Source organism: Streptomyces sp. NPDC052052 (assembly GCF_040680455.1).
In the GTDB taxonomy this organism is placed as follows: domain Bacteria; phylum Actinomycetota; class Actinomycetes; order Streptomycetales; family Streptomycetaceae; genus Streptomyces.
Genome location: NZ_JBFAWU010000006.1, coordinates 233,601 through 258,112, shown reverse-complemented (window position 1 = coordinate 258,112; position 24,512 = coordinate 233,601). Strand labels below are relative to the sequence as shown.

The 24,512-nt window shown below is 71.4% G+C and carries 22 protein-coding genes; 4 read left to right on the top strand and 18 right to left on the bottom strand.

The features are described from left to right. Window positions 1-141 precede the first annotated feature (141 nt). The 3 genes from AB0L71_RS09910 to AB0L71_RS09900 all read left to right on the top strand — a co-directional run bounded on the left by AB0L71_RS09910 (window position 142) and on the right by AB0L71_RS09900 (window position 2,070). Complete coding sequence (locus AB0L71_RS09910; protein WP_365240266.1) at window positions 142-777, top strand: HAD family hydrolase; 636 nt, start codon at window positions 142-144, stop codon at window positions 775-777. Between the two features lie 226 nt (window positions 778-1,003). Beyond that, entirely contained in the window at window positions 1,004-1,261 is a 258-nt protein-coding gene (locus AB0L71_RS09905) for a hypothetical protein (RefSeq protein WP_365240264.1), read from the top strand. A gap of 185 nt (window positions 1,262-1,446) precedes the next feature. Then, a complete protein-coding gene (locus AB0L71_RS09900; protein ID WP_365240261.1) occupies window positions 1,447-2,070 on the top strand; it encodes a hypothetical protein in 624 nt (207 codons plus the stop codon). A 379-nt stretch (window positions 2,071-2,449) separates the two neighbouring features. Here AB0L71_RS09900 and hsaA read toward each other — a convergent pair whose 3' ends face one another. From hsaA to AB0L71_RS09880, 4 genes are all read right to left on the bottom strand, one after another. Further along, window positions 2,450-3,616: a 3-hydroxy-9,10-secoandrosta-1,3,5(10)-triene-9,17-dione monooxygenase oxygenase subunit gene (gene hsaA / locus AB0L71_RS09895; RefSeq protein ID WP_365240259.1), complete on the bottom strand. Its 1,167-nt coding sequence runs from the start codon at window positions 3,614-3,616 to the stop codon at window positions 2,450-2,452. A gap of 61 nt (window positions 3,617-3,677) precedes the next feature. After that, a complete protein-coding gene (locus tag AB0L71_RS09890; protein WP_365240257.1) occupies window positions 3,678-5,273 on the bottom strand; it encodes a FadD3 family acyl-CoA ligase in 1,596 nt (531 codons plus the stop codon). A gap of 336 nt (window positions 5,274-5,609) precedes the next feature. Then, a complete protein-coding gene (locus tag AB0L71_RS09885) occupies window positions 5,610-6,404 on the bottom strand; it encodes an SDR family NAD(P)-dependent oxidoreductase (RefSeq protein ID WP_365240255.1) in 795 nt (264 codons plus the stop codon). Window positions 6,405-6,589: 185 nt separating this feature from the next. Continuing rightward, window positions 6,590-8,170 carry an FAD-dependent oxidoreductase gene (locus AB0L71_RS09880; RefSeq protein ID WP_365240253.1) on the bottom strand — a complete coding sequence of 527 codons (1,581 nt, stop codon included), beginning with the start codon at window positions 8,168-8,170 and terminating at the stop codon, window positions 6,590-6,592. 177 nt (window positions 8,171-8,347) lie between these two features. Between AB0L71_RS09880 and AB0L71_RS09875 the strand changes: the two genes are divergently transcribed. Further along, window positions 8,348-8,959, top strand: a complete 612-nt coding sequence (locus AB0L71_RS09875) for a TetR family transcriptional regulator (protein WP_365240251.1) — start codon at window positions 8,348-8,350, stop codon at window positions 8,957-8,959. Between the two features lie 51 nt (window positions 8,960-9,010). Here AB0L71_RS09875 and AB0L71_RS09870 read toward each other — a convergent pair whose 3' ends face one another. The 14 genes from AB0L71_RS09870 to AB0L71_RS09805 all read right to left on the bottom strand — a co-directional run bounded on the left by AB0L71_RS09870 (window position 9,011) and on the right by AB0L71_RS09805 (window position 24,442). Next, window positions 9,011-9,940, bottom strand: coding sequence for a 3-oxoacyl-ACP reductase (locus AB0L71_RS09870; RefSeq protein ID WP_365240248.1), 930 nt, complete (start codon window positions 9,938-9,940; stop codon window positions 9,011-9,013). 83 nt (window positions 9,941-10,023) lie between these two features. Then, window positions 10,024-10,839, bottom strand: coding sequence for a 2-keto-4-pentenoate hydratase (locus tag AB0L71_RS09865; RefSeq protein WP_365240246.1), 816 nt, complete (start codon window positions 10,837-10,839; stop codon window positions 10,024-10,026). Beyond that, window positions 10,832-11,704, bottom strand: coding sequence for a MaoC/PaaZ C-terminal domain-containing protein (locus AB0L71_RS09860; RefSeq protein WP_365240244.1), 873 nt, complete (start codon window positions 11,702-11,704; stop codon window positions 10,832-10,834). Before AB0L71_RS09860 ends, AB0L71_RS09865 begins: the two co-directional genes overlap by 8 nt. Continuing rightward, complete coding sequence (locus tag AB0L71_RS09855) at window positions 11,701-12,885, bottom strand: lipid-transfer protein (protein WP_365240243.1); 1,185 nt, start codon at window positions 12,883-12,885, stop codon at window positions 11,701-11,703. The genes AB0L71_RS09860 and AB0L71_RS09855 overlap by 4 nt, the downstream gene beginning before the upstream one ends. Then, window positions 12,882-13,349: a MaoC family dehydratase gene (locus tag AB0L71_RS09850; protein ID WP_365240241.1), complete on the bottom strand. Its 468-nt coding sequence runs from the start codon at window positions 13,347-13,349 to the stop codon at window positions 12,882-12,884. The genes AB0L71_RS09855 and AB0L71_RS09850 overlap by 4 nt, the downstream gene beginning before the upstream one ends. Then, a complete protein-coding gene (locus AB0L71_RS09845) occupies window positions 13,346-14,464 on the bottom strand; it encodes an acyl-CoA dehydrogenase (protein WP_365240239.1) in 1,119 nt (372 codons plus the stop codon). Before AB0L71_RS09845 ends, AB0L71_RS09850 begins: the two co-directional genes overlap by 4 nt. Further along, window positions 14,464-15,498, bottom strand: a complete 1,035-nt coding sequence (locus AB0L71_RS09840; RefSeq protein WP_365240236.1) for a MaoC family dehydratase N-terminal domain-containing protein — start codon at window positions 15,496-15,498, stop codon at window positions 14,464-14,466. The genes AB0L71_RS09845 and AB0L71_RS09840 overlap by 1 nt, the downstream gene beginning before the upstream one ends. Continuing rightward, complete coding sequence (locus tag AB0L71_RS09835) at window positions 15,495-16,661, bottom strand: acyl-CoA dehydrogenase family protein (protein WP_365240234.1); 1,167 nt, start codon at window positions 16,659-16,661, stop codon at window positions 15,495-15,497. Before AB0L71_RS09835 ends, AB0L71_RS09840 begins: the two co-directional genes overlap by 4 nt. Before the next feature lie 43 nt (window positions 16,662-16,704). Further along, entirely contained in the window at window positions 16,705-18,360 is a 1,656-nt protein-coding gene (locus tag AB0L71_RS09830; RefSeq protein WP_365240232.1) for an AMP-binding protein, read from the bottom strand. 335 nt (window positions 18,361-18,695) lie between these two features. After that, a complete protein-coding gene (locus tag AB0L71_RS09825) occupies window positions 18,696-19,454 on the bottom strand; it encodes an SDR family oxidoreductase (RefSeq protein ID WP_365240230.1) in 759 nt (252 codons plus the stop codon). Window positions 19,455-19,543: 89 nt separating this feature from the next. Next, entirely contained in the window at window positions 19,544-20,191 is a 648-nt protein-coding gene (locus tag AB0L71_RS09820; RefSeq protein ID WP_365240228.1) for a PaaI family thioesterase, read from the bottom strand. Next, window positions 20,188-21,078, bottom strand: coding sequence for a MaoC/PaaZ C-terminal domain-containing protein (locus tag AB0L71_RS09815; protein WP_365240226.1), 891 nt, complete (start codon window positions 21,076-21,078; stop codon window positions 20,188-20,190). Before AB0L71_RS09815 ends, AB0L71_RS09820 begins: the two co-directional genes overlap by 4 nt. Window positions 21,079-21,080: 2 nt before the next feature. Further along, complete coding sequence (locus AB0L71_RS09810) at window positions 21,081-23,273, bottom strand: acyl-CoA dehydrogenase (protein WP_365240224.1); 2,193 nt, start codon at window positions 23,271-23,273, stop codon at window positions 21,081-21,083. Window positions 23,274-23,281: 8 nt separating this feature from the next. Next, window positions 23,282-24,442, bottom strand: a complete 1,161-nt coding sequence (locus AB0L71_RS09805) for a steroid 3-ketoacyl-CoA thiolase (protein ID WP_365240222.1) — start codon at window positions 24,440-24,442, stop codon at window positions 23,282-23,284. Window positions 24,443-24,512: the final 70 nt, after the last annotated feature.

The window sequence follows — 24,512 nt, the reverse complement described above, 5'->3', positions numbered from 1 at the left end:
GAGGATCGCGCGGTGGCCGCAGGCCATGCGTGGATCCTGCGCGTCGGCGGGCTGGCCCAGCTGACCAGAATGAACGGGGCTTGAGTGTTCGGTACACACAGGAGCCTTGATCAGCGTCTCGGGCTGATCGAGGATCTGGGCATGACTGTCGAAGAACTCATCTGGGACATGGACGGCACATTGCTCGACACCACGACCGTCGTGCCTGCTGCGTTTGTTCGTTCGGTGCGTACGCTGGGTGGCCCCGTCATCGACGCGAACGACGTCGTCGGCGCGTACTGGCGCGGCACGCCGGAAGTCATCTTGGAGCACTTGGTCGGTCGGCCTCTGGAAGGGTCGGAGACCGAGGTGTACTACCTGGAGCTCGCGGGCGTCGAAGTGGCCCCGTATCCCGGGGTGGCTGACGTGTTCGCCGCCCTGCGAGCCAGGGGTCGGGCTGTTGCAGTGTTCACCGGGAACAGTTCCCGAGCGGCCGAGGCGCTGCTGAGGTCTGCGGGCTTGCATGCCGACGTGCTCATCGGCGGCGACCATGTGTCACGTCCCAAGCCGGCGCCGGACGGAATCCTCCTGACCGCGGCGGAACTTGGCACCGATCCCGTACACGTGGCCTACATCGGGGACTCGCCGCTCGATCTACGGGCCGCAGCAGCAGCTGGCAGCCGCGGTGCCGCTGCGGCCTGGGGGCACCTGTGCGACCAGGCGGAGCACGCAGATGTCGTGCTGTCAGGGCCTTTGCAGGCGCTTGATCTCTTGTCCACCGAGAGCATCGTGGTGTGACGTATCACTTGCGGCGCGGCTGTAGAGCCGCCGGTCCCCGTCGGCAGATGAGTGCGCGTCCATCGACGGTGACTCATGAACCAGAGCCTGATCCCTCGGCGCCTCTCTCTGACCCACGGTGCAGAGTAGCCATCGACGCTCTGCCCGCCCCGTTGCCTTCCGCCCGGCCCGTTCGTGAGGCCGAACGATTCGGCAGCGGAGGGGTGGGAGCGTTCATGCGCCGGGAGTGGTCCTCCAAAAATCGGGTAAGCCGGGTGTCGACCGGCGGGCAGAAGCTCGAACAGCAGTCCGTGAACTCATCGTCATCGGCACCAACGAGGGCCTGGCCGCCGCCCGCAGCCGGGTCGCCGGACGCCCCACCGTCGTCACCGAGGAGGTCGTCAAGGCCGCGCGCAACCTCCTGCCCGACCCGGCCCGCTCCATCACCTCGATCGCCAGGCTGTTGGGCGTCTCCCCCAAGCACTCTCCACAACCGCATCCCTGACCTTCGCGAACTACGTGCCGGAGCCGTCCCCAGCAATTCGAAGTCGGGGAGCTGTGACCACGTGCTGATCCGACCCGAGGACCGCGGCCGCTACCTCAACAACAACTCAAGTTCAGTTTGCTGAGCCCGCTATCGGACGAAAGCTGTGGTGACGGACTCCATGTAGCGAGCAGACAGGGGGAGGCATGGCCGACGACGTGGCACGGGTGATCGCCGCCGCGAGCGCACTGGGGACTGCGTGCAACATGGCAGTGAGCTACGCCAATTATCGAAGGAAGAGGCCAAAAGCGAAGCTGAGGGCATCGTGCACCATGCTCGGTGAATACCGCGGGGAGCATGAGTTGGCGCGGCCACAGTTCGAACTGAGACTGCGCAACTTGAGTGAGTCCCCCACCAAGATCGTGGCCATCGAAGTCCAGGCGTCCCATTCGTACTTCAGCCGCACGGCTCTCTGGCAACTGACAAACCACCGACGAGTATGGAGGGGAGGGCGCACACACGAGCTGGTCATGGAGGACGGCCAAAACGTCTCGGCATACGGGTACGACAAGGTAGGCGAACTCCCGTGGACGCTTGAGCCCTTTCAATCGCTGAAGTGGTGCGGTGTTACGGACGGCCACTTCTGGTGCCGGTATAGCGGGCTGAGCGGCCGTTCCGTCGTGAGAACACGCGTGTGCTTCCCGGGAGGCCATTCGGTCGAGAGCCGGTGGATGCCCATCACTCCGGAAATGCGGGCCTCTACGTGCCTCACGTGTGTCGAGAAGACTGGCTGGGACAGCCCGGACCAGTTGTCGTTCGACGACATCTGAGCCATGCAGCCCGCTGTCCTACGCGGCAGACGGCTGCCAGCCGTCTTTCAGTCGGCCACCTCACCGCAGAGCTCGGCCAGCAATCACCGCGGAGAACCGTGCGACATACGTCGCCCACGTTCGTAGGCCCGGCCTCCACGCCGGGCCCGACCTCACGCTCCCAGCACCCACGGCACCACCATCACGGTCACTTTGCACTGTGGGTCAGGGCTAGGACATCGGGGCCATCAGCTGCCGCCGGAACGACCTCGAACAGACAGTGCGGCAAGGCTTCCGGGCGCAGCTGACCGGCCTGGACCCGGTTCCGTCACCGGGCTTCGGCCTCCGGGGGCGCGACGGCTCGCGCCCCCGGCATGCCCGCCCCACGGGGCGGCGCGGCTCAGACCAGGTTGTCCTCGACGGCCAGGCCGAAGGCCCCGCGGCCGTACATGGCGAGGGCCCGTTCCACGTCGTTGGCCACGTGGACGCTGCCGGCGTGGGCGTCCCGCCAGGCGCGCTCGATGGGGTTGCCGCGCCGCAGCGCGTTGCCGCCGGCGGTCTTGAAGAGCAGGTCGATCGCCGCGACGGCCCGTTCGGTGCCCCGGACCTGGTCCCGCCGGGTGCGCAGTCTCAGTTCCATGGGGATCTCCTCCCCTGCTGCGGCGAGTCGGGAGAGCTCGTTCAGGTTCCGGTCCATCTGCAGGATCGTCGCGTCGATGTCGGAGGCCGCGCGCCCGATGGCGACCTGGGCGAACGGGTCCTCGGTGAACCTGCCGCCGCCCAGGCTGAGCCGCACCCGCTCCTTCATCAGCGAGAGGTACGAGTCGTAGCCGCCCGACACCGCGCCGATCACGGGGGCCGTGATGGCACTCGTGAGGATCGCGCCGAACGGCAGCCGGTACAGCGGCCCCTGGTTGATCTCCTGGCCCGGTCCCTTGAGCTGGGCCTGCTCGTAGTTGCGCAGCACCCGGTGGCTCGGCACGAACGCCGATTCCACGATGATGTCGTTGCTGGCGGTGCCGCGCAGGCCCACCACGTCCCACATGTCCTCGATCGTGTAGTCGGACCGGGGCACCAGAACGGTGAGGAAGTCCACCGGCCGGCCCTGCGCGCCGACGACGAGAGCGCCGAGCAGTGCCCAGGTGGCGTGCTCGCAGCCCGAGGAGAAGCTCCACCGGCCGGTGAGCCGGTAGCCGCCGTCGACGGGGGTGAGGCGGCCCACCGGCGCGTACGACGAGGAGATGCGTGCGTCCGGCGTGTCGCCCCAGACGTCGTCCTGCGCCTGTTGCGGGAAGAGGCCCAACTGCCAGGGATGCACGCCCAGGACGGATGCCACCCAGCCCGTGGAGCAGCAGACCGCGGAGATCTCGCGCACCACCTGGTAGAAGTCGACCGGGTCGGCCTCCGCACCGCCGTAACGGGTCGGCTGGAGCATCCGGAACACTCCGGCCTCGGCCAGTTCCCGGACCGTGGACTCCGGTATGCGCCGTGCCTCGTCCACGGCGACGGCCCGCTTCTCGATGACCGGCAGCAGTGCGCGTACCGACTCCAGAACCTGATTGCCCATCGTCCGTCCTCCAGGCCCTTGCGAGCCGTTGTTCGTGCGGCGCCCGAGGCGCCGCGGTTCGTCAGATGTTCTGCAGCGCGGCCTTGTCGACCTTGCCGGCCGCGTTGCGCGGGAGTGCCCCCAGGACGACGACCTCGCGGGGGACCTTGAAGTTGGCGAGCCGGTCGCGGCAGTAGCCGATCAGGCCGGCCGGGTCGGGTCCGGCTCCCGGGCGGGCCGTCACGTAGGCGCGCGCGACCTCTCCGAGCCGTTCGTCGGGGAACCCGACCACGGCGGCCTCGGCAACGTCGTCGTGTCCGGCGAGCACCTGTTCGACCTCCGCCGGATAGACGTTGAATCCACCGACCACGAACATGTCCTTGGAACGGCCGGTGATGACCAGATTGCCGCGCGGGTCGAGGTGGCCCACGTCGCCGGTGGCGAACCAGCCGTCCGCGTCGATGGCCGCCTGGCTCGCGGCCGGGTCGTCCAGGTAGCCGAGCATCACGTTGTAGCCACGGACCAGGATCTCGCCGTCCTGCCCGGCGGGCAGCGGACGCCGGTCGGCGTCGGCCACCAGCAGCTCGGTGCCGTCGATGGGGCGGCCCGCGGTCAGGGCCACGGTCTCGGCGTCGTCGTCCGCGGAGCAGGCGGTGACGGTGCCGCAGCACTCGGTCAGGCCGTATGCGGTGAGCACCTCGGGGAACAGTTCGGCCCGCATCCGCCGGACGAGAGCGACCGGCACCACGGCGGCACCGGTCACCGCCAGTCGCAGCGACGACAGGTCGAAACCGTCCCTGCCGGGCGCGTCCAGCAACTCGGTGTAGATGGTGGGCGGTCCGGGCAGGACGGTGATCCGTTCGGCCTCGATGTCCCGCAGGGCCCGGTCCACGTCGAACACCGGTTGCAGCACGGCCGTGGCGCCCCGCAGCAGGCACACCAGTACACCGGCCTTGTAGCCGAAGCAGTGGAACAGCGGGTTGATGATCAGGTAGCGGTCGTCGCCGGTGACTCCGGTCCGGTCGGACCAGGCCCGGTACGTGGCGAGGTTCTGCTGGTGCGTGGTCAGGGCGCCCTTGGGCCGGCCGGTCGTGCCCGAGGTGAAGAGCAGGTCGGAGGGGTCGTCGGGGCGCACGGCGGCACCACGGGCGATGGCCTGCGCGTCCGGCAGGTGCGCGCCGAGCCGGAGGAAGTCGTCCCAGGCGAGGGCGGAGCGGTGTTCGGCGCCGTCCAGCGTCACCACCCCGGTCAGGCCGTTCAGTCCCGGCACCGGCGTCCCGTCGGTCCCGGGACCCTCACCCGCGCCCAGCATGGCCAGGTAGTCCTTGCCCAGGAAGCCGTTCTCGACGAACAGCAGCCTCGCCGCGCTGCGTTCCAGGAGCCAGCGCGCCTCGTCACCCTTGTAGCGCGTGTTGACGGGTACCAGTACCGCCCCGGCCGACGCAGTGGCGAGCGCGGCCACCAACCAGCGGTGGCTGTTGGGTGCCCAGACGGCGATCCGGTCGCCCTGTTGCACGCCGAGCTCGATCAACGACTTCACGGCCGCTCGCACCTCGTCGCGCAACTGCGCCCAGGTGAGCCGCACATCGCCGTCCACGACCGCCTCACGGTCGGGGCGGCCGCCCGCGACGAGGTCGAGGGCGGCGGGAATCGTCAGTGGGTGCTCGGTCTCGCTCATCTGCTCTCCGGGAGGGGACTGCCTGCGCGGGGGTTCTGGTGGTGGTCGGGCACGAGGGCCTTTCGTTTGGATCAGGCTGGATCAGGGAGCGGGGTCCGGTGCCGTGCATCGCAAAGCGGAGGAGGGAGCCAGATGGGGTCTCCCCTGCTCGAGCGGAGCCGAGAGCTTGGGGAAGGAGCCATGGCGACCGACGACAACGCGGCGAGGTGCGGTGCCGGGGCACGCGAGCCCGGCCTGATCCAAACGAAAGGCCCTAGGCCGCCGCTTCGAACCGCCGTCGTCCGGCGTCGCACGGCAGACGGCGGTCCGAAGACACGGCCTGGGCCCGTTGCCTCGTCAGGAGGGCTTGGGCAGCAGCCGCTTGGACGCCTCGTGCGCACCCAGGACCAGTTCGGCGCGGGGGAAGCCGCTGCGCTTCTCGGCGGTCCTGGCGTTCCCTCCGGCGATCCACACGGGCCCGTCGGCGAGATGTTCCAGCCCCTCCCGGGCGACGTCGTCCGGCTCGGCGACCCGCAGGCCGGGGATGTCCATGCGCAGTCCGGCACGCTCCATCGCCGGGGTGCGGGTCACTCCGAGGACGAGTTCGAGGACATGTACGTCGTACTCCCGCAGCTCCAGCCACAGGCCTTCGGCGAAGACCCGGCCGAAGGCCTTGGCCGCCGAGTAGACGCTGATCTGTGCCTGCCCCATGTACCCGGAGAGCGAGCCGACCAACAGGATGCCGCCGCGTCGCCGTTCCTTCATCAGCGCCCCGAAATGGTGCGTGAGGGCCAGCTGTGCGGTGATGTTCAGGTCCAGTACACCCTGGACGCGGTCGAGGTCGCCGGTCACGAACTCGTGGCCGTAGCTGTTGGCTCCCGCGTTGAAGATCAGCAGGCCGACTTCGAGACCGTCGGTGACCGCGCGGACCGACGACAGTGCCGCCGGGTCGAGCAGATCGAGTTCAAGGGTACGGACCTCGACGCCCTTGGCGCGCAGTTCCTCGGCGGTCTCGTTCAGCGGACCGGGCTTGCGGGCGATCAGGACCAGGTTGATCCCGGCGTCCGCGAGCTGGTGGGCGAACGAGGAGCCGACGCCCTCGGATCCGCCGGCGATGACCGCCCAGGGCCCGTACACACTCTTGTCGATCATCAAGCACCTCTCTGTCCGTGCTGGTCGGGGCTCGGTGGCACCCGTACCGTGCGGCGGTCCCGTGACCGTAGATCGCCAGGTGAGGGCCGCGCCCGTACGGATCCCACTGGTCGGGACGGTGCCCGGCCGGTGCCGCGGCAGGCAACGTCTGCCGACGGGGCAGACGTTGCCTGGTGCGGTACGGGTCAGGCGGTGGGCTGACGGACGAGCCCGTCGTCGGCGGACACCTCTGTCATGTGGCCCACGGCCAGGGAGGCGGCCACCATGGCGGTGCCGAGAGGGACGCCGGGGCCCGGGTAGACGCGGCTCGTGAAGGACGCGCTGGTGTTGCCCGCGGCGTACAGCCCGGGGACGGGACGGCCCTCGGTGTCCAGGACACGCGCGTGGACGTCCGTGCGCAGGCCCCCCTTGGTCCCGAGGTCGGACAGGACCAGGCGCGCCGCGTAGTAGGGCGGCTGGTCGACGGGGACCAGGCAGGGGTTCGGGCCCGCGTTCCTCCTGTTGGCGAAGAACCGGTCGTAGGGGTCCTCGCCGCGGTGGTGGTCCTCGTCGGTGCCGGTGGCGGCAAAGCCGTTGAAACGGGCGACGGTGTCCGACAGGGCATCGGCCGGGACCCCGATCAGGGCGGCGAGCTCGTCCAGCGAGTCGGCCCGTACCCAGGTGCCGGCCGCCAGGTTCTCCCCCGGGTCGGCGGGAGGCACCGTGATGGCGGGCAGTGCGCCGCCCTCGCGGGAGTCGAAGATCAGGTACGTGGGCGACTGCGCTCCCCCGGCCGCGGCGATGGCACGGCCCATGCGGTCGTACGGCAGCGACTCGTTGGCGAAGCGTCGCCCGGAGCCGTCCACGACGAGTCCGCCGCGCAGGCCGAGGGTGAACGCGGCCGTACCGTCGGGGCGTTCGGTCCCCGGGCACCACCAGGCCTCGTCCAGGAGAGCGGTGGCGGCGCCGATCTCGACGGCGGCGCGCAGCAGGTCGCCGGTGTTGGTTCCGCGCGGAGCCATGGTCCACGCCGCACCGCCCGGCACCCCGTGCTCGGCGCGCAGGGTGTCGTCGCCCTCGAATCCGCCCGCGGCCAGCAGCACGCCGCGCCGGGCTCGTACCCTGACCGTGCCGTGCGGCGTCTGCGCCTCGACCCCGGTCACGCGGCCGTCCTCGGTGATCAGACCGGTGACACGGTGCTCGGTGCGGACCGTCGCGTTGCCGGTGCGTACGGCGGCCAGCAGGAGGCGGCCGATCAGGGCGCGGCCCTGGGCGAGCGGGGCGTCCGGATGGCCCTGGCCCGCACGGTCCCGGTCGACGGCCGGGCGTACCAGGGGCAGCAGGTCCCCCAGCTCGTCCTGCGGCAGGTCGAGCGGTATGAAGGAGCGCCCGGCGTCCATCCGGCCGGGTGCGGCGACGTAGTCCGGGAAAGCCTGCCACTGGAACTGGACGGCCGGGTCGCGTTCGAGGCGGGCGACCAGCTCGGGCGCGTGCCGCAGGAAGGCCTCCCGGCGTTCCTCCTCGGCGTCGCCGAGGAGGGCCCGCAGATAGTTCCTGGCCGCTTCGGTGGAGTCGTCGAGGTCTGCTCGTTCCTGCACCTGGGTGCCGGGCAGCCAGCAGGCGGCTCCGGAGTACGCGGAGGTGCCGCCTACCAGCTCCGTTCGCTCCAGTACGACGGTGTCCAGGCCGTCCGCCGCGGCCATCAGGGCTCCGGTCAGTGCTCCCGCGCCGGAACCCACGACGATCACCTCGTGTGTGGCGTCCCATTCCTGTCGGTCGTCCTGCATCGCTGCCTGCCCCTCCTGAGTCGCTCGGTGGTGTGCGGCTCAGCAGACCCTGGGGGCGGCGGCGGGGACGGGAACAGTCCCACTGACCGGTACGTCTCGGGCATCCCACCTGACGCGGCGCCGGGCTCCGCGTATTGTCGGAGGCTGTTGACGGAACCGAGTGCCTTGAGGGAGAACGTGCCCAGAATCTCCGAGGCCAGGGCGGGGGCCGAGCCCAGTTCGCCCCGGCAGTACGCACGCCGTCAGAGCATCCTGAGGGCGGCGGCGGACATCGCCGCCGAGACCGGGCTGGAACGGGTGCAGATGCATGAGGTGGCCAAGTCCGCGGGCGTGGCAATCGGCACCCTGTACCGGTACTTCCCGTCGAAGACGCATTTGTTCACGGCGGTGATGGCCGACCAGATCGAGGGGTTCGGGGCGCGACTGCCCGACCGCGCGGCGCATTCCTCGTCCGAGGACGCCGTCTTCGCGACGCTGGTCAGCGCGACCCGCAATCTGTTGCGCCGGCCCGCGCTCGCCACCGCGATGATCCAGTCGGCGAACGCCGCCCGCTCCACGACCGTCCCCGACGTGGAACGCGTCGACACCGGGTTCCTCGATCTGCTGCTGGACGCCTGGGGGGTCAAGGAGCCCACGGAGGGCCAGATCGCCCGTCTGAGGCTGCTGATGCTGCTCTGGTACGGCGTACTGCAGACCCAGCTCAACGAGCGGATCACCCCGAAGGAGGCCGACGCCGACCTGCGGCTCGCCTGCCACCTGCTGCTCGCGCCCGAGACCGACGCGGGCTGAACGCACGGAGGCCGGGCGCCGGCTTCCGCCGACGCCCGGCCTCCGATTCCGTCAGTGCGCGGACTTCTGCGTGCCGGTCGTGTCGAGTCCGGCGACGCTGTAGGCGGCGTAGGTCCGGTACGGGTCACGGCCCTTGAAGTACGGCGACAGCTGGGCGTCGAGTTCCGCCGGGGTGAACGTGCCGTCCGCGGCGGTGAACTTCTTCTCCACCGTGGGCGGGGCGAGCAGGGCGACCATGTCGCCGTAGACGACGAAGACCTGCCCGTTGATCTCGTCCGCGGCCGGCGAGGCCAGATGGGCCACCAGGGTGCCGACCCGCTCGGGAGCCATGATGTCGAGGCCACCCGGTGCGCCGACGCCCTCGCCGAAGGCTTCGGCCGTCATCGCGGTGCGGGCCCGCGGGCAGATCGCGTTGGCCCGCACACCGTAGCGGCCCAGGCCCTGCGCGGTGGCCAGGGTGAGCGCGGTGATGCCCGCCTTGGCGGCGGAGTAGTTCGGCTGCCCCGGGGCGCCGAACAGAAAGGCCTCGGACGAGGTGTTGATCACGCGACCGTAGACGGGGCCGCCGGACGCCTTGCTGGCCGCACGCCAGTGCACGGCCGCGGCACGGGAGACACCGGCGTGCCCCTTGAGGTGGACCCGGATGACGTCGTCCCAGTCGGACTCGGTCAGGTTGAACAGCATCTTGTCGCGCAGCACGCCCGCGTTGTTGACCACGACATCGAGGCTTCCGAAGTTCTCCACCGCGGCCTGCACCAGGCGGTCGCCCAGGGACCAGTCCCCGACGTCACCGGTGACCGCCACCGCCCCCAGGCCGAGGGCCCTGATCTCGCCGGCCACGTCCTCGGCCGCCGGGCCGACGTCGTTGACCACGACGTTGGCACCGAGGCCGGCCAGTGCGAGCGCCTCGGCACGGCCGAGACCTGCTCCTGCACCGGTGACGACGGCGGTACGCCCCTCCAGTGTGTTCGTCGAGCTCATGTGTCTCTTCCCCTGTTCCGTCGGGCCGTTGGTTGCGCCGGTGTACTTCTGGCGTACACCTCCCGCCGAAACTAGTATCAATTCTATTCTTCGCTCGGGGGCTGTCCCGTTGAGTGGACGAAGCCGACCGAGACGGAACCCAGTCCCTCGAATTCCGCACGGAACTCGTCCCCCGGCCGCGCGTCCACCGCGCGGGTGCACGAACCCGGCAGGACGACATGCCCGGCCTCGAGACGCACCCCGTACGACGCCACCTTGCGGGCCAGCCAGGCGACGGCCTCGGCCGGGTCCCCCAGCACCGCGCTGGTGTTGCCGCGGGCGATCTCCTCGCCGCCCCGGTACAGCACGGCGGCGATGTCGGCCGGGTCCAGGTCCGCCGGCCGCACCCGGGCCGAGCCGAGGATCACCCCGGCCGACGAGGCGTTGTCGGCGATGGTGTCGGCGAGACCGATCCGCCAGTCCACGATCCGGCTGTCGATGAGTTCGATGCTGGGAACGATGTACTCGGTGGCGGCGAGGACGTCCGCCGCCGTGCAGCCCTCGCCGGGCAGGCTCCGGCCCAGGACGTAGCCGATCTCGACCTCGATCCGGGGGCTGCAGTAGCGGTCCGTCGAGACGGGGGTCCCCTCGGGCAGCACCATGTCCGAGAGCAGATGGCCGTAGTCGGGCTCGTCCACCCCCATCATCTGCTGCATGACCTTCGAGGACAGCCCCACCTTGTGGCCGCTGACCGTGCGCCCTTCCTCCAACTGCCTTCGGATGTTGATCAGTTGGATCTCGTAGGCGTCGGTCGCGTCGATCCCCGGAAAGGTGGCGGTCAGCGGTTCGACCGGGGCCCGGTCGCACTGTGCGGCCCACAGCACGTCGGCGGCCTCGGCTCGCCGGGCGGGTTCAAGCATCGTTGTTCTCCTTGCGGGTCGGTGCGGTGGCGGCGAATCGCGCCCGGCCGCCTGCGAGCACCGTACGGTCGGCGTCCGCGGACGTCTCGAAGCGCACCTCGACGCCCCGGCCACCAAAGTGGGCTTCGGTTTCGGTGTCGTCAGCGCCGCTCCAGCCGAGCACGGCGAGCCGGTCACCGGGGAACACCGGAGCGGCGAACCGGGCCTCCAGCTCCACCAGATCGGCCGGGTGCGCGCCGAGACCGTCGGCCAGCGGCAGCAGGACCGCGGCGAGTGTGCACAGTCCGTGCAGGAACGGCCGGGGCATCCCTGCCGCCTTCGCCGCCTCGGGATCGATGTGCATGGCGTGCCGGTCGCCGAGCAGCCGGTACAGGGCCGCCTGCCGGGAGTGCGTGTGCACCGTCACCTCGTGCCCGGCCGGCCTGTCCGGGCGGCGCGGGGCGGACGGGCCGCGGTCACCGCCGAAGCCGCCGCACCCCGGCGCGAAGATCGACCAGGTCGCCGTGAAGTGGTCGCAGTCCACCTCCACGTCGAAGACGGCGGCGGAGCCCTTGTCCCACACCGCGGCGACCCGCGCCGAAGTCGTCAGCTCGCCGGAGGCTTCCAACGGCCTCTTCATCACCAGGAGTTGACTGCCGTGCACGGCAGTGGTGACGTCGAAGGCACCGAGTGCGCCGAGCGCGTCGGGTGCCCACTGAGCCAGGGTCAGCGCAAAGGTGGGCAGCACCCGCAGGCGCTCCTCGTACACCAGGTCCAGCCGGTCGGCCGGGGCGCCGACCGCGAGCGCGTAGAGGATCGCGTCGCGCTCGGTCCAGGAGACGGTACGGGTGCCGAGATCCCGGCCGTGCCACGGGGAAGCGGTCATCGGTCGACTCCCAGGATCAGGCCGCTGGTGGGCACTCCGGTGCCGGCGGTGACCAGCACGTGGTCGGCGCGGTCGGGCTGGTTCACGGAGGTGCCGCGGATCAGCCGGACGCCCTCCGCGATGCCGTTCATGCCGTGCAGATACGCCTCGCCGAGCTGTCCGCCGTGGGTGTTGGTCGGCAGTCTGCCGCCGACCTCCAGGTGGCCTTCGGCGATGAAGTCCTTCGCCTCGCCGGGCTTGCAGAAGCCCAGTTCCTCCAGCTGGGGAAGGACCAGCGGGGTGAAGTGGTCGTAGAGGACCGCCGCGTCGACGTCGTCGGGCCCCAGGCCGCTCTGCCGGTACAACTGCCGTGCGACCAGGCCCATTTCCGGGATCCCGGTGATCGTCGGCCGGTAGTAGCTGGTCATCATGTGCTGGTCGTCGCCGAGCCCCTGGGCGGCCGACCGGATCACCGCGGGCGGGTGCGGCAGGTCGCGGGCGCGTTCGGCGGAGACGATCACCAACGCCTGGCCGCCGTCGGTCTCCTGGCAGCAGTCGAGCAGCCGCAGCGGCTCGGCGATCCAACGGGACTCACGGTGGTCCTGCAGGGTGATGGGGCGGCCGTGGAACCAGGCGGCCGGGTTGTTCGCGGCGTGCTTGCGGTCGACCACGGCGACCCGGCCGAAGTCGTCCGTGGTGGCGCCGTATTCGTGCATGTACCGACGGGCGAACATGGCCACCCACTGGGCCGGGGTGCTCAGTCCGAACGGGGTCATCCAGGCGTAGGCGGCCCGGTCCGCGGTGGTGTCCATGGGACGGGCGGCCTGCCCCAGTCCGTAGCGCTCACCGGAGCGTTCGTTGAACGCCCGGTAGCAGACGACCACGTCGGCCACTCCGGTCGCGACGGCCATGGCCGCCTGCTGAACCGTGCCGCATCCCGCCCCGCCGCCGTAGCCGATGCGGGAGAAGAACGTCAGGTCGCCCATGCCGGTGTTGCGGGCCACATGGATCTCGGAGTTGGTCTCCGCGGTGAAGGTGACCAGCCCGTCGACGTCGGCGGGCTTCAGTCCCGCGTCGGCGAGGGCCGCGAGCACGGCCTCACAGGCGAGTTGGAGTTCGCTGCGCCCGGAGTTCTTGGAGAACTCGGTGGCGCCGATGCCGACCACGGCTGCGGTCCCGGACAGCGGGCCGACGGTACTCATCGTGCCTCCTCGGGCAACCGCACCGACACGGTTCCGGCGACATGGGCGCCCAGGCTGTTGGTGCCCCGGACCGCGATCTCGACGCAGCGGTCCGCGTCGGACTTCGCCGTCACCGTGCCGGTGAGCACCATCGTGTCGCCGGGGTGGTTGGGGGCACCCAGACGGATCCGGATGGCCTTGACGACGGCGGCCGGACCGGCCCAGCCGGTGACGTACCGGTCGACCAGGCCGTTGCTGGTCAGAATGTTCATGAAGATGTCCTTCGAACCCCGCTCCCTGGCGAGATCGGGGTCGTGGTGCACGTCCTGGTAGTCGCGGCTGGCGAGCGCCGTGGCGACGATCAGGGTGCGTGTCACGGGGATGGACAGGTCGGGGAGTACCTCCCCGACGGCCACCTCGTCGTACGCCCGGGTGGCCGGGAGGGCGGCGGCGCCGGACGGCCCCCGCGTGCTCGGCTTCGTCATGAGGCCACCACGCCGTCCACGACCGCCGCGCCGAGGCGCGCGAGGTCGTCGCCCGCGCCGCCCAGGGTGGTGGAGATCTGCTTGCCCCACAGGAAGTGGCGGTGCACCGGGTAGTCGGTGTCGACACCGATGCCGCCGTGGAGGTGCTGGACCCGGTGGACGGTGTTCAGACCGCCTTCGGTGGCCCACCACTTGGCCACCAGCGCGGCACGGTCGGCGGCCTCCGCGTCGAACGGTTCCGCCAGCGCGTCCACCGCCTGCCACAGCGTGACCCGCATCGCGTCGATGTCGATGTAGCAGTCGGCGAGCTGGTGCTGCACGGCCTGGAAGGTGGCGAGCGGGCGGCCGAACTGGAGGCGCTCGCTCAGGTGGTCGGCCGCGTACCGCAGCGCGCCGTCGGCCACCCCGACCTGGACCGCGGCCAGCGCGACGAAGGCGTTCCGCACGAGCTCCTCGACGGCCCCCTCGCCCGGTGCGCCGACGGCCTCGCCCGGTGCCCCATCGAGCGTGAGATGGGCGCTCAGGTCGTGGCTGGTGGTCTCCGCCTGCTCCCAGGTCACCCCGGCGGCGTCAGAGGCGACCAGGAACAGACCGGGTCCCGTCGTCGTGGTGGCCGTCACCAGGACGTGCCGGGCACCGGCCGGTGCGGGCACGACCGCCTTGGTGCCGGTCAGCAGCCATCGTGACCCGTCCGCCACCGCGGTCGTCCGCGGCGTGAGCGGATCGACGGGGCCGAACTCCTCCAGGGCGACGGTCGCCCGGCCGGTGCCGGAGGCGAGATCCGCCAGCAGCTCCGTCCTTTGCCGGTCGGTGCCGTGCGCGGCGACGGTGAGGGCGCCGACCAGGGCCGGCCACAGCGGCACCGGCGCCACGCGGCGGCCCTGCTCCTCCAGGAGGACGCAGAGCCCGGCCATGCCGAGTCCGGCGCCGCCGTCCTGCTCCGGCAGCATGGCCGCGAGCAGTCCGGCCGCCGCCAGATCGGCCCACAGGCGTTCGTCGACACGGGTCGGGGAGGTCTCCACCTCGCGCAGCCGCTCGGGCGTGGCACGGTCGGTGAGAATCTCCCGGGCCAGGTCACGGACCGCTTCGAGCTCTTCTCCCAGGGAGAAATCCATCAGGGCGCCTCCGTCGGGGCGGGCCGGAACACCGGCAGGGTCAGATCGGGGTCGGCGTCGAGCCAGTCGAGGACCACGGGCATGTCGATCGCGACGTCCTCGGGTGCGACACCGGTCAGGTTGGTGATGAGGCGGGTTCCCTCGTCGAGTTCGACCACCGCGACGACCATCGGGAAATCGAAGGCGGGATGCCGCGGGTGGTGGTTCACGACGAAGCTGTACACACGACCGCGGCCCGATGCCTCGACGGTGTCCCAGTCCAGTGAGTTGCACGCGGGGCAGCAGGGCCCCGGGGGGTGACGCAGGGCCGAGCACGCGGTGCAGCGCTGGATGAGGAGCCGGTGCTCCTTCGCGCCCTCGAAGAAGAAGGCGTTGTCACGGTTGACGGCCGGGCGCGGGCGCAGAGCCGGGGCCGCGGGAGCAGCCTGGGCCGATGCCGGCGCCGCGGGTGCGGCCTCGGCGGTCGCGGGGGCCGCGTCCGCCTCAGGTCGCTTCTCCGCGGGGCGGAACCTCAGCGTGCGCCAGCGCTGGGTGGCGACGGTCTCGCCGTGCTGGTCGCTGTACGTCTTCAGGGTGGTGACGAACCGTCCGGTGCCGAGGCCGGTCCGCTTCTCCGCCGAGATGGACTCGACGACCTCGCGGACGGCGATGTGGTCCCCCGGCTCCAGCTCGCGGACGAAGGAGAACTCCGAATCGGTCGCCACCACGGAGGTGTAGCCGCCCTCGTCGAGAAGGCCGACCAGTTCGTCGAAGCCGCTTCCGCCCGGGGGCGGGGAGACGGTCGCCGCGTAGCCGCGCATCGTCCACGCCTGGACCATCGACGCGGGTGCGACCACCCCGTCGCGTCCGGTGGCACGGGCCGCTTCGGCGTCGGTGTACACCGGGTTGGTGTCGCCCATCGCCTCCGCCCAGTGCCGGATCATCGGCTGGTTGACCGGGTCCTGGGCCGGTGTGAGGGCGCGCAGTTCGCGCCCTTCGAAGGCCGCGAGCCGCTCCTCGTACCGCGGCCCCGGACGGCCGCCGTTCCCCGTCATGCGCCACGCCCCTGACGCGGCAGGCCGAGCCCCTGGGTGGCGACCATGTCGCGCAGGATCTCGTTGACGCCGCCGCCGAAGGTGTTCACGATGCCCTGCCGGGAGAGCTGTTCGATCTGCCCGCCGAGCACCGCGCCCGGTGACTCGGGCCGGATGCGCCCGGCGGCGCCGAGGATCTGGGTCAGTCCGCGCTGGACGTCGATGTGGGTCTCGGTGCCGTACGCCTTGGCCGCTCCGGCGTCGGCGCCGGTCAGGGTGTTCCGGGCGACGGCGGCGGTCATCTTCCAGTTCATCAGCCGCATCGCCTCGAGCCGTGCGTAGGTACGGGCGAACTCCTGCCGCACCCAGGGGATGTCGGCCGTTCCGTTCTCCTTGGCCCAGGCGAGGACCTGTTCCCACAGCTGGAACATGCGGCCGCCGAACGCGGCGAGTCCGATGCGTTCATGGTTCAGCTGCGCGGTGATCAGCCGCCAGCCGCCGTCCACCTCGCCCACGACATCGGTGACCGGGACCCGTACCCCGCTGTAGTAGGTCGCGGTCACGACCATGCCACCGACCGTCCGGATCGGGCTCCAGGAGAAACCGTCGTCGGTGGTCGGCACGATGAGGATGGAGATGCCCTTGTGCTTGGGCACGTCCGGGTCGGTGCGGGCGGCGAGCCACACGTAGTCGGCCGTGTTGGCGCCGCTGGTGAAGATCTTGCTGCCGTCGACGACGAACTCGTCGCCGTCCCGGACCGCCCGGGTGGTCAGCGAAGCGAGGTCGGTGCCGGCCTCGGGCTCGGTGTAGCCGATCGCGAACACGATGTCACCGGAGAGGATGCCGGGCAGGAAGCGCTTCCTGTGCTCCTCGGAGCCGTAGGCCATGAGAGTCGGGCCGACGGTGTTGACGGTGACGAACGGGAAGGGCAGGCCCGCCCGCTGGACCTCGTCGAAGAACACGTACTGGTCCTCGACCGGCCGGCCCTGGCCGCCGTACTCGGTGGGCCACCCGATGCCCAGCCAGCCGTCCGAGCCGAGCCGTTTGACGACCTCGCGGAAGCGGTCTCCGCCCACGCCCTCCTCGCCGACACGACGGCGTTCCTCCTCGGGCATCAGGCCCGAGAAATAGGCCCGCAGTTCCCGTCGCAGCTCACGGTGCGCGGCACTCTCGCGCAGTTGCATGTGGTTCTCCTTGATTGTCGCGGCCGGGTGGGCCGGGCCCCGGTCAGGGCAGGAAGCGCCCTCGTCCGTTGGCCACGAACTCGCCGCGCAGCGCGGCCTTGTCCTCGTCGGTCATCCGCTCGTACGCCGGCCGGCCCCGGCCCGCCCAGCGGTACACCACGTCGTCCGTGCGCCAGCCGTCCAGCTGCATCTCCTTCTTGCGCAGCTTGTTGGAGCCGGTCGTGGGCAGCGCGTGCGAGACACGGACGTAGCGGGGTGCGCCCTTGGTGCCCAGGTCCTCCTGGAGGTCCAGGAAGCCGGGCAGGTCCAGATCCTCGAAGCGGGTGCCCTCCGCGATCTCCAGAGCGGCCATGACCTGGTCGCCGGAGCGCGGGTCGGGAACGCCGAACACACCGGCGGCGACGATGCCCGGGTGTCTGCGCAGGATGCGTTCGGTGAGCAGGGCGGAGATGTTCTCGCCGTCGACGCGGATCCAGTCGCCGGAGCGGCCCGCGAAGTAGAAGTAGCCGTCCTGGTCGACGTAGCCGAGGTCGCCGGTCCAGTACCAGCCGTGGCGGACGCGTTCCGCGTTGGCGGCCTCGTTGTTGTAGTAGCCCTCGAAGCGGGCGGCGCCCTCGGTGTCGACGATCTCGCCGATGGCCTCCTCCGGGTTGCCCACCCGGCCGTAGGAGTCGAGCACGGCGGGCGGGCAGGTCTCCCGGGTCGTGGCGTTGACGATCCGGACGCCGTCCCGGGCGGGCACACCGAGGGCGGCCGCCGGCCCTTCGGGCGTCCGCTTGAGCATGCCGGCGCCCTCGCTGGAGCCGTACCCCTCGACGAGGCGGCAGCCGAAGCGGCTCAGGAAGCGCGCCGCGTCCTCGGGCGATGCCTCGGTCCCGAAGGCGTGGGTGAGCTGGTTGTCGGCGTCGTCGGCGGTCTCGGGCCGGGCCAGGATGTAGCCGATCGCCTTGCCGACGTAGGTGAAGAAGGTGGCTCCGAAGTGGCGGACGTCCGGGAGGAACCCGGAGGCGGAGAACGAGCGGGGCAGGGCGATGGTGGCGCCCACGGTGAGGGCCGGTGCCCACAGCGCCATCAGCGCGTTGCCGTGGAACAGCGGCATCGGGCAGTAGCAGGTGTCCTCGCGGGTGATGTCGTACTTGGCGCTGTTGGCGGCACCGAGCGCGGCGAGCCTGCCCTGCGAGCAGATCGCCGCCTTCGACGTGCCGGTCGTGCCCGACGTCAGGAGCAGCAGCATGCGGGTGGCGGCGGTGACATCCGGGGCGGGCACGGGCAGGCGGGACTGGGCGGCGAGACGGCTCGGGTAGTCCGGCTCGTCGACGACGAGGAACCGGTCCCGGTCCACGCCGATGTCCAGGCCGTCCAGGAGGTCGAGACCCGCCCGGTCGGTGATGATCAGCTGGCAGTCGGTGTGGCGTACTTCCCGTTCGAGTTCGACGCCGCGCCGGGTGGGGTTGATGCCGACGACGGCCGCGCCCGACAGGGCGGCGGCGCCCAGCCAGAAGATGAACTCCGGCACGTTGTCCAGAAGTACGCCGATGTGGAACGGCCCCTCGGTACGAAGCTCCGTGGCCCAGGATGCGCGGGCCGCGCTCTCCGCGACCACCTCGTCCCAGGTCCAGGACCGTTCGCGGGTCAGCAGGCCCGGGTGGTCGTCCCCGGCTCGGGCGAGCAGCAGGTCGGCAATCGTCTGGTGTGGCAACGTCGGTCCCTCTCACCCGGTGGACGGGTTTCCCGATGTGGGTACGAAGACGGGTCGCGCGGATGCGCGGAGTGTCCTGTGTGGTCGTGGCGCCCGGCGGGGGCACGTGGGTGTGGGCGGGGGCTGGCCGTGTCGCCGGTCGCCCGTGCCCGGACTCCGCTCCGTCCGCGCCGGTGGTGACGCTAATCGCGGGCGGTGGGTCCCGGACCGGCTGATCCCGCTGACTGGGAGGGCCTGCGGGATCACTGTGCGGGGCCGGACAAAAGGGCCGGCCGGAGGGGCCGCGGCGCGGCGTCGTGGCGGCGGTCCGGCAGCTGGGCCGCCTCCGCCCGTCGTCAGCCGAAGTTGGCCTGGCCGCCGTCGAGGGGCACCGTGGCGCCGGTCAGATAGCGGGCGTCCGGGCCGCACAGCATCACCACGGCCCGCCCGATGTCCTGCTCGCAGTCGCCGACGTAGCCCAGCGGGATGGAGGCGCAGAACTCGGCAGCCTCCTCGGGGTGAGCGGCCTGCCATCCCGCATAGGCGGGTGACGCGGCGTGCGGGGCGATCGCGTTGACCCGGATCCCGTCACGGCCCCACTCGTTGGCGGCTGCCCGGGTCAGGGAGCGCAGGGCGGACTTGGCGGCCGCATAGGCGCCGTAGGTGCTCAGGTCCCAGCGCACCATGGCCGAGGTGACCAGATTGATGATCACCCCGCCGTTCCGCTTCAGATACGGATGGGCGGCCTTCATGAAGGCGAAGGCCGCGAACGGGCCACTGGTGAAGCCCTTCTGGAACTGCTTGTCGCTCAGGGTGAGGAGCGGTCCGTAGCATCCGGTGTAGGCGTTGTTCACCAGGATGTCGATGCCGCCGAAGCGCTCGGCGACCTGGTTCACGCAGGCGGGGATCCGTTCCGTGTCGAGCACGTCGAGGACGAACGGCTCGGCCCGCGCTCCCCTGGCGCGCAGCATCTCGCAGGTCGCCTCCAGCTTGGTCGCCGTCCTCCCCAGGACGGCGACCGAGGCACCCTCGGCGGCGAGGGCGAGGGCGATGCCCTGTCCGACCCCCTGTCCGGCTCCGGTGATGACCGCGACCTTTCCGTCGAGGTGTCCCATGGATGTCCCTTCCGGTCGTACGCGGCTGTGGGTGTTCCGGGGGCTGCCGCCCCGCGGTCGGCGGCTGTGCGGGGCCGCCGACCGGTACGTCAGCTGGGTCTGGGCAGCTGCTTGTCGATGAACAGGCCCTCCGCGGTGACGCAGGTGCGGCCGCCGGCCGAGATCGCGCCTTCGGTGCGGATCCGTGCACCGTCCACCGAGACCTGCCGTGCGGTGACCGTCAGGGGTTCGAACAACGGGGTGGGCCGCAGATAGCGCAGGGTCAGTTCCGCGGTCATCCCGGAGGGGCCGCTCCAGTGGTTGGCCATGCCCAGGGTGTGGTCGAGGAGCAGTGCGGAGATGCCGCCGTGCACATGTCCGGGCGGCCCCTGGTAGGGCAGGTCGAGTGTGACGACGCCCTCGACCGAGCCGTCGTCCTTGCCGTGCAGCCGCAACGGCGGTGCGAGGGCGTTCTCCGGGCCGGTGACGGGGTCGTGCCGGGTCACGCCCTCGCCCCGCCACATCACGGCGAGGCGTTCGCGGACCGTGGGGGCCCGTTCGGTGAGCCGGTCGGTGACGGCGTCCAGCTGGGCGGCGATCTCGGCCATGTCGGCGCCGGACTGGTCACCGGCCCGCAGCAGTGCGCCGATCAGCCGGCGGGCGGCGGCGACCGCCACATCGACGCCGTCCTCGTGCGGTTCGGCGCCCAGGCGCGGTCCGGCGGCCTTCTCGTCGGCCCGGCAGGCCGAGACGCTCATGACCTCACCGTCGCCGTGGCGTGGGTGAGCACGGGCGCGCCGTCGCGCTCGGGGCAGGCCGCGTGCAGCACGTACCGCTCGGTGCCGTCTTCCGCCGTTCCGTCGTGCCATACGGACGTGACGATCGACTCCCCGGGAACGAGGGGTCCGGCGAAGCGGACGGCGAGCCCGGTGAGGCGGGTGACGTCGCCGTCGAGGACGCCGTCGACGAGGGCCTTGCCGACCAGCCCGTAGGAGGCCAGCCCGTGCAGGATCGGCCGGTCGAAGCCGGCCGACCGGGCGAAGGCCGGGTCCGCGTGCAGCGGGTTGAGGTCGCCGTTGAGCCGGTACCACAGGGCCTGCTGGGGTGTGGTCGTGGTGGTGAGCACGGTGTCGGCGGGGCGGTCCGGGGCCGTCCAGTTCTCCTCGGGACCGGGGTCGTTGCTGAAGCCGCCCTCGCCGCGGACCCAGATGCGGGTGGTCATGGTCCACAGCGGTTCGTCGCCGGGGCCGGTGGCCGCGGCCTCCAGGACGATGAGCGCGGCCTTGCCCTTGTCCCACACCTCGGCGACGCGCGAGCGGAGTGTCGCGGTGCCCGACGCCGGGAGGGGGCGGTGGATCCGCAGGCCCTGACCCGCGTGCAGCACGGCCCGCAGATCGATGTCGATGCCGGGCATGTCGAAGCCCGGCACGATGCCCTCTCCCGCGGAGATCCCGGAGCCGGCCACGACGGCGAAGGTCGGGAGCACGGCGAGGTTGCGTTCATAGGTGAGGTGCAGTTCGGGGTCGGTGGCCGCATCGGCACCGGCGCCCAGGCTCAGGTGGTACAGCAGTACGTCACGGGTGGTCCAGCGGATCTCGCGGACGGACGGGTCCGCGTTCAGCGCCTTGTCGCGGTCGATGGGCATGGTCAGCCTTTCTCGGTGGGCTCGGGATCGCGGGGCAGCCCGAGGAGGCGCTCTCCGATGATGTTCAGCTGGACCTCCGTCGTCCCGCCCGCGATGGACAGGCAGCGGCAGTTGAGGAACATCCAGGTCGCGTCGTGGCGTTCGCCCTCGCCGGTCAGCGCGGCGGTGCCCTGCCATTCCATACAGGTCTCCCAGACCTGCTGCTGGTGTTCCACGCTGAGCAGTTTGGCGATGGACGCCTCGGCTCCGGGCTGCTGTCCGGAGACGGTGCGCAGCGTGGTGCGCAGGGAGAGGAGGGCGCCGGCCTGCGCGTCGCACAGGTGGCCGCCGAGCGTGGTGAGCTGTTCGTCGTCGAGTCCGTCGGACGCGGCGGCGATCTTCAGCAGGGCCCCCGCGCCGGAGCCGACCGAGTCGTGGGAGAGGGCGACGCGTTCGTTGGCGAGGGTGGTGCGCGCGAGTTTCCAGCCGTCGCCGGGTGCGCCGACGAGCCCTTCGTCGGGCACGAACACCTCGTCGAGGAAGACCTCGTTGAACTCGGCCTCCCCGGTGATCTGCCGCAGCGGCCGGATGTCGAGGCCCGGGCTCTTCATGTCGAGGAGGAAGTAGGAGATGCCCTTGTGCTTGGGCACGTCGAGATCGGTGCGGGCGAGCAGGACGCCCCAGTGGGCGTCGCGGGCCATGGAGGTCCACACCTTCTGTCCGGTGATCCGCCAGCCACCGTCCACCTTCTCGGCGCGGGTGGTGAGGGCGGCCAGGTCGGATCCCGCCCCGGGTTCGCTGAACAGCTGACACCAGACGATGTCGCCCCGCAGGCTCGGTGCGAGGAACTGCTTCTGCTGGTCCGGGTCGCCGTGGGCGATGAGTGTGGGCACCACCCAACCGCCGATGATCATGTCGACGGGGGTGAGTTCGCCGGCTGCCAGTTCCTCGGCGATGACCAGCTGGGTCACGGGGTCGGCGCCCTTGCCCCAGGGGGCCGGCAGATGCGGGGCGGTGTAGCCGTGGTCGGCCAGGTGGGTCAGGCGTTCCTTGCCGTCCAGGGCCGCGGCGGCCCGCAGTTCGGCCCGGATGCCCTCCCGTACGGCCTCGGCCTCCGGCGGCAGTTCGACGCCCAGGGTCCGGCGGGTGCCGTCCAGGCTGAGGCGGGCGACGCGGCGGCGCCAGGCGGCCGCGGGGCCCAGTGCGATACGGAGCGTGTGGGCGCGGCGCAGGGCGAGATGCGCTTCGTGCTCCCAGGTGAAGCCGATGCCGCCGAGTACCTGGATGCAGTCCTTCGCGGCGGTCAACGCGGCATCGACGCCGACGGCCCCGGCGACGGCGGCGGCCAGCGAGGCCTCACGGGGGTCGGTGCCCTCGGTGCTGCTCGCGCGGGCGGCGTCCCAGGCGCAGGCGCGGGCCTGTTCGGCCTGTGCGAGCATGCGGGCGCAGCGGTGCTTGACGCCCTGGAACTGGCCGATGCGCCGGCCGAACTGCTCCCGTACCCGCGCGTATTCGGCCGCGGTGTTCACGCAGCGGTCGGCGATGCCGGAGGCCTCGGCGGCGAACAGGGTCGCGGCGAGGTCCCTGGGCGTCTGCGGGTCGAGGTCCAGGAGGTCGCCGGCCGGCACCGTGACCGCGTCGGCGGTCACCCGGGACGAGCGGCGGGTGAGGTCGTGGCTGCGGACGTCGGTGGTGTCGACGGCCGCGCGGGGCAGCACGAGCCAGGTGGTGCGGTCGCCGTCGGTGGCGGGGAGTACGAACACGTCGGCGAGGTGTCCGCCGATGACGAGTTCGGAGGTGCCGGTGACGTTGACGGTGCCGTCGTCGGCACGGGTCAGGGCGAGGGTGCCGGGGGCGAGTCCAACCGCGCCGACGGTGGTACCGGCGGCGAGCGGGGCGAGGTACGTCCGGTGTCCGGCGGCGTGCAGGACGGCCGAGGCGAGCGTCGTCGGCACGAAGGGTCCGGGGGCGACCGCGCGGCCGAGTTCCTCGGTGACCACGGCGAGTTCGACGAGTCCGTAACCCGCGCCGCCCGCCTCCTCCGGCAGGTGCAGTCCGAGCAGTCCCTGTGCGGCGAGGCCGCTCCAGTGACCGGGCAGGGTCTCCTTGTCGGCGTCGGCCGCCGACCGGAGGGTGTCCTCGGTGATGTGACGGTTCGCGAAGGCGCGCACGGCGTCGCGCAGGTCGCGGTGCTCCTGGGTGAGCCCGATGGTCATGACGCCCCTCAGATGCGTTCGATGATGGTGGCGGTCGCGTGCGCCCCGCCGGCGCACATGGTGATCAACGCGGTGGACTTGCCCGTGCGCTCCAGTTCGTGCAGGGCCTGGGTGATGAGCCGGGCCCCGGTGGAACCGACGGCGTGTCCGAGCGCGATGGCTCCGCCGTTGACGTTGACCTTGTCCAGGTCCGCCTTGTGGACCTGGGCCCAGGACAGCACGACGGAGGCGAAGGCCTCGTTGATCTCGACGATGTCGATGTCGTCGAGGGTCATGCCGGCGGTGCGCAGCACCTTCTCGGTCGCCGCGACGGGTCCGTCGAGGTGGTAGTAGGGGTCGGAGCCGACCATGGCGGAGGCCACGATCCGGGCGCGCGGACGCAGGCCTTCGCGGGCGGCGCGCTCCCTGCTCATCATGAGGACGGCGGCGGCGCCGTCACTGATCTGGGAGGAGTTCCCGGCGGTGTGGATACCGTCGGGCATGACCGGTCGCAGGCCGGCCAGCGCCTCGGCCGTGGTGTCGCGCAGCCCCTGGTCTCGGCCGACGTGCTGGGTCTCGCCGGTGGGCCCGTCGGGGCCGATGACGGGAGCCTCGATCTCGATGATCTGCCCCTCGAAGCGGCCTTCGGCCCAGGCCCGTGCGGCCTTCTGCTGGGAGGCGAGGCCGAGGGCGTCCGCGTCGGCCCGGGTGATGCCGCGGTTGCGGGCGATGCGTTCGGCCGCCGTGAACTGGTCGGGCATGTCCAGGGACCAGCTCTCCGGCACCGGGCGACCGTTGTCGGGGGTGAGGGCCGCGCCGAGGAAGACCCGGCTCATCGACTCGACGCCGCAGCCGATGCCGGTCTCGATCGCACCCGCGCCGATCAGTGCGGCGACCAGGTGCACGGCCTGCTGGGACGATCCGCAGGCGCAGTCGATGGTGGTGCACGCGGTGGTGTGCGGCAGTCCGGTGTGCAGCCAGGCGTTGCGGGTGACGTTGTTGGACTGTTCACCGGCCTGGGTGACGCAGCCTCCGATGACCTGCTCCACGGTGTCGGGGGCGATGCCGGCCCGCTCGATCAGGCCCTTCTGGGCCAGCCCGAGGAGTTCTGCCGGGTGGAGCCCGGACAGGACGCCGCGGCGCCGCCCGACCGGCGTCCGAGCGGCTTCGACGATGACTGCCTCGGTCATGACGCTCCAAAGGGTGTGAGGGCCCGCATCCTCGGGGCCGGGAGACTGACGAAGAGAAAACTAGAATTCG

What these genes read in the sequence shown, in the direction of transcription:
- AB0L71_RS09910 (WP_365240266.1), top strand. Translation starts at nt 142, where the DNA reads ATGACTGTCGAAGAACTCATCTGGGACATGGACGGCACATTGCTCGAC.
- AB0L71_RS09900 (WP_365240261.1), top strand. Translation starts at nt 1,447, where the DNA reads ATGGCCGACGACGTGGCACGGGTGATCGCCGCCGCGAGCGCACTGGGG.
- hsaA (WP_365240259.1), bottom strand. Translation starts at nt 3,616, where the DNA reads ATGGGCAATCAGGTTCTGGAGTCGGTACGCGCACTGCTGCCGGTCATC.
- AB0L71_RS09890 (WP_365240257.1), bottom strand. Translation starts at nt 5,273, where the DNA reads ATGAGCGAGACCGAGCACCCACTGACGATTCCCGCCGCCCTCGACCTC.
- AB0L71_RS09885 (WP_365240255.1), bottom strand. Translation starts at nt 6,404, where the DNA reads ATGATCGACAAGAGTGTGTACGGGCCCTGGGCGGTCATCGCCGGCGGA.
- AB0L71_RS09880 (WP_365240253.1), bottom strand. Translation starts at nt 8,170, where the DNA reads ATGCAGGACGACCGACAGGAATGGGACGCCACACACGAGGTGATCGTC.
- AB0L71_RS09870 (WP_365240248.1), bottom strand. Translation starts at nt 9,940, where the DNA reads ATGAGCTCGACGAACACACTGGAGGGGCGTACCGCCGTCGTCACCGGT.
- AB0L71_RS09865 (WP_365240246.1), bottom strand. Translation starts at nt 10,839, where the DNA reads ATGCTTGAACCCGCCCGGCGAGCCGAGGCCGCCGACGTGCTGTGGGCC.
- AB0L71_RS09860 (WP_365240244.1), bottom strand. Translation starts at nt 11,704, where the DNA reads ATGACCGCTTCCCCGTGGCACGGCCGGGATCTCGGCACCCGTACCGTC.
- AB0L71_RS09855 (WP_365240243.1), bottom strand. Translation starts at nt 12,885, where the DNA reads ATGAGTACCGTCGGCCCGCTGTCCGGGACCGCAGCCGTGGTCGGCATC.
- AB0L71_RS09850 (WP_365240241.1), bottom strand. Translation starts at nt 13,349, where the DNA reads ATGACGAAGCCGAGCACGCGGGGGCCGTCCGGCGCCGCCGCCCTCCCG.
- AB0L71_RS09845 (WP_365240239.1), bottom strand. Translation starts at nt 14,464, where the DNA reads ATGGATTTCTCCCTGGGAGAAGAGCTCGAAGCGGTCCGTGACCTGGCC.
- AB0L71_RS09840 (WP_365240236.1), bottom strand. Translation starts at nt 15,498, where the DNA reads ATGACGGGGAACGGCGGCCGTCCGGGGCCGCGGTACGAGGAGCGGCTC.
- AB0L71_RS09835 (WP_365240234.1), bottom strand. Translation starts at nt 16,661, where the DNA reads ATGCAACTGCGCGAGAGTGCCGCGCACCGTGAGCTGCGACGGGAACTG.
- AB0L71_RS09825 (WP_365240230.1), bottom strand. Translation starts at nt 19,454, where the DNA reads ATGGGACACCTCGACGGAAAGGTCGCGGTCATCACCGGAGCCGGACAG.
- AB0L71_RS09820 (WP_365240228.1), bottom strand. Translation starts at nt 20,191, where the DNA reads ATGAGCGTCTCGGCCTGCCGGGCCGACGAGAAGGCCGCCGGACCGCGC.
- AB0L71_RS09815 (WP_365240226.1), bottom strand. Translation starts at nt 21,078, where the DNA reads ATGCCCATCGACCGCGACAAGGCGCTGAACGCGGACCCGTCCGTCCGC.
- AB0L71_RS09810 (WP_365240224.1), bottom strand. Translation starts at nt 23,273, where the DNA reads ATGACCATCGGGCTCACCCAGGAGCACCGCGACCTGCGCGACGCCGTG.
- AB0L71_RS09805 (WP_365240222.1), bottom strand. Translation starts at nt 24,442, where the DNA reads ATGACCGAGGCAGTCATCGTCGAAGCCGCTCGGACGCCGGTCGGGCGG.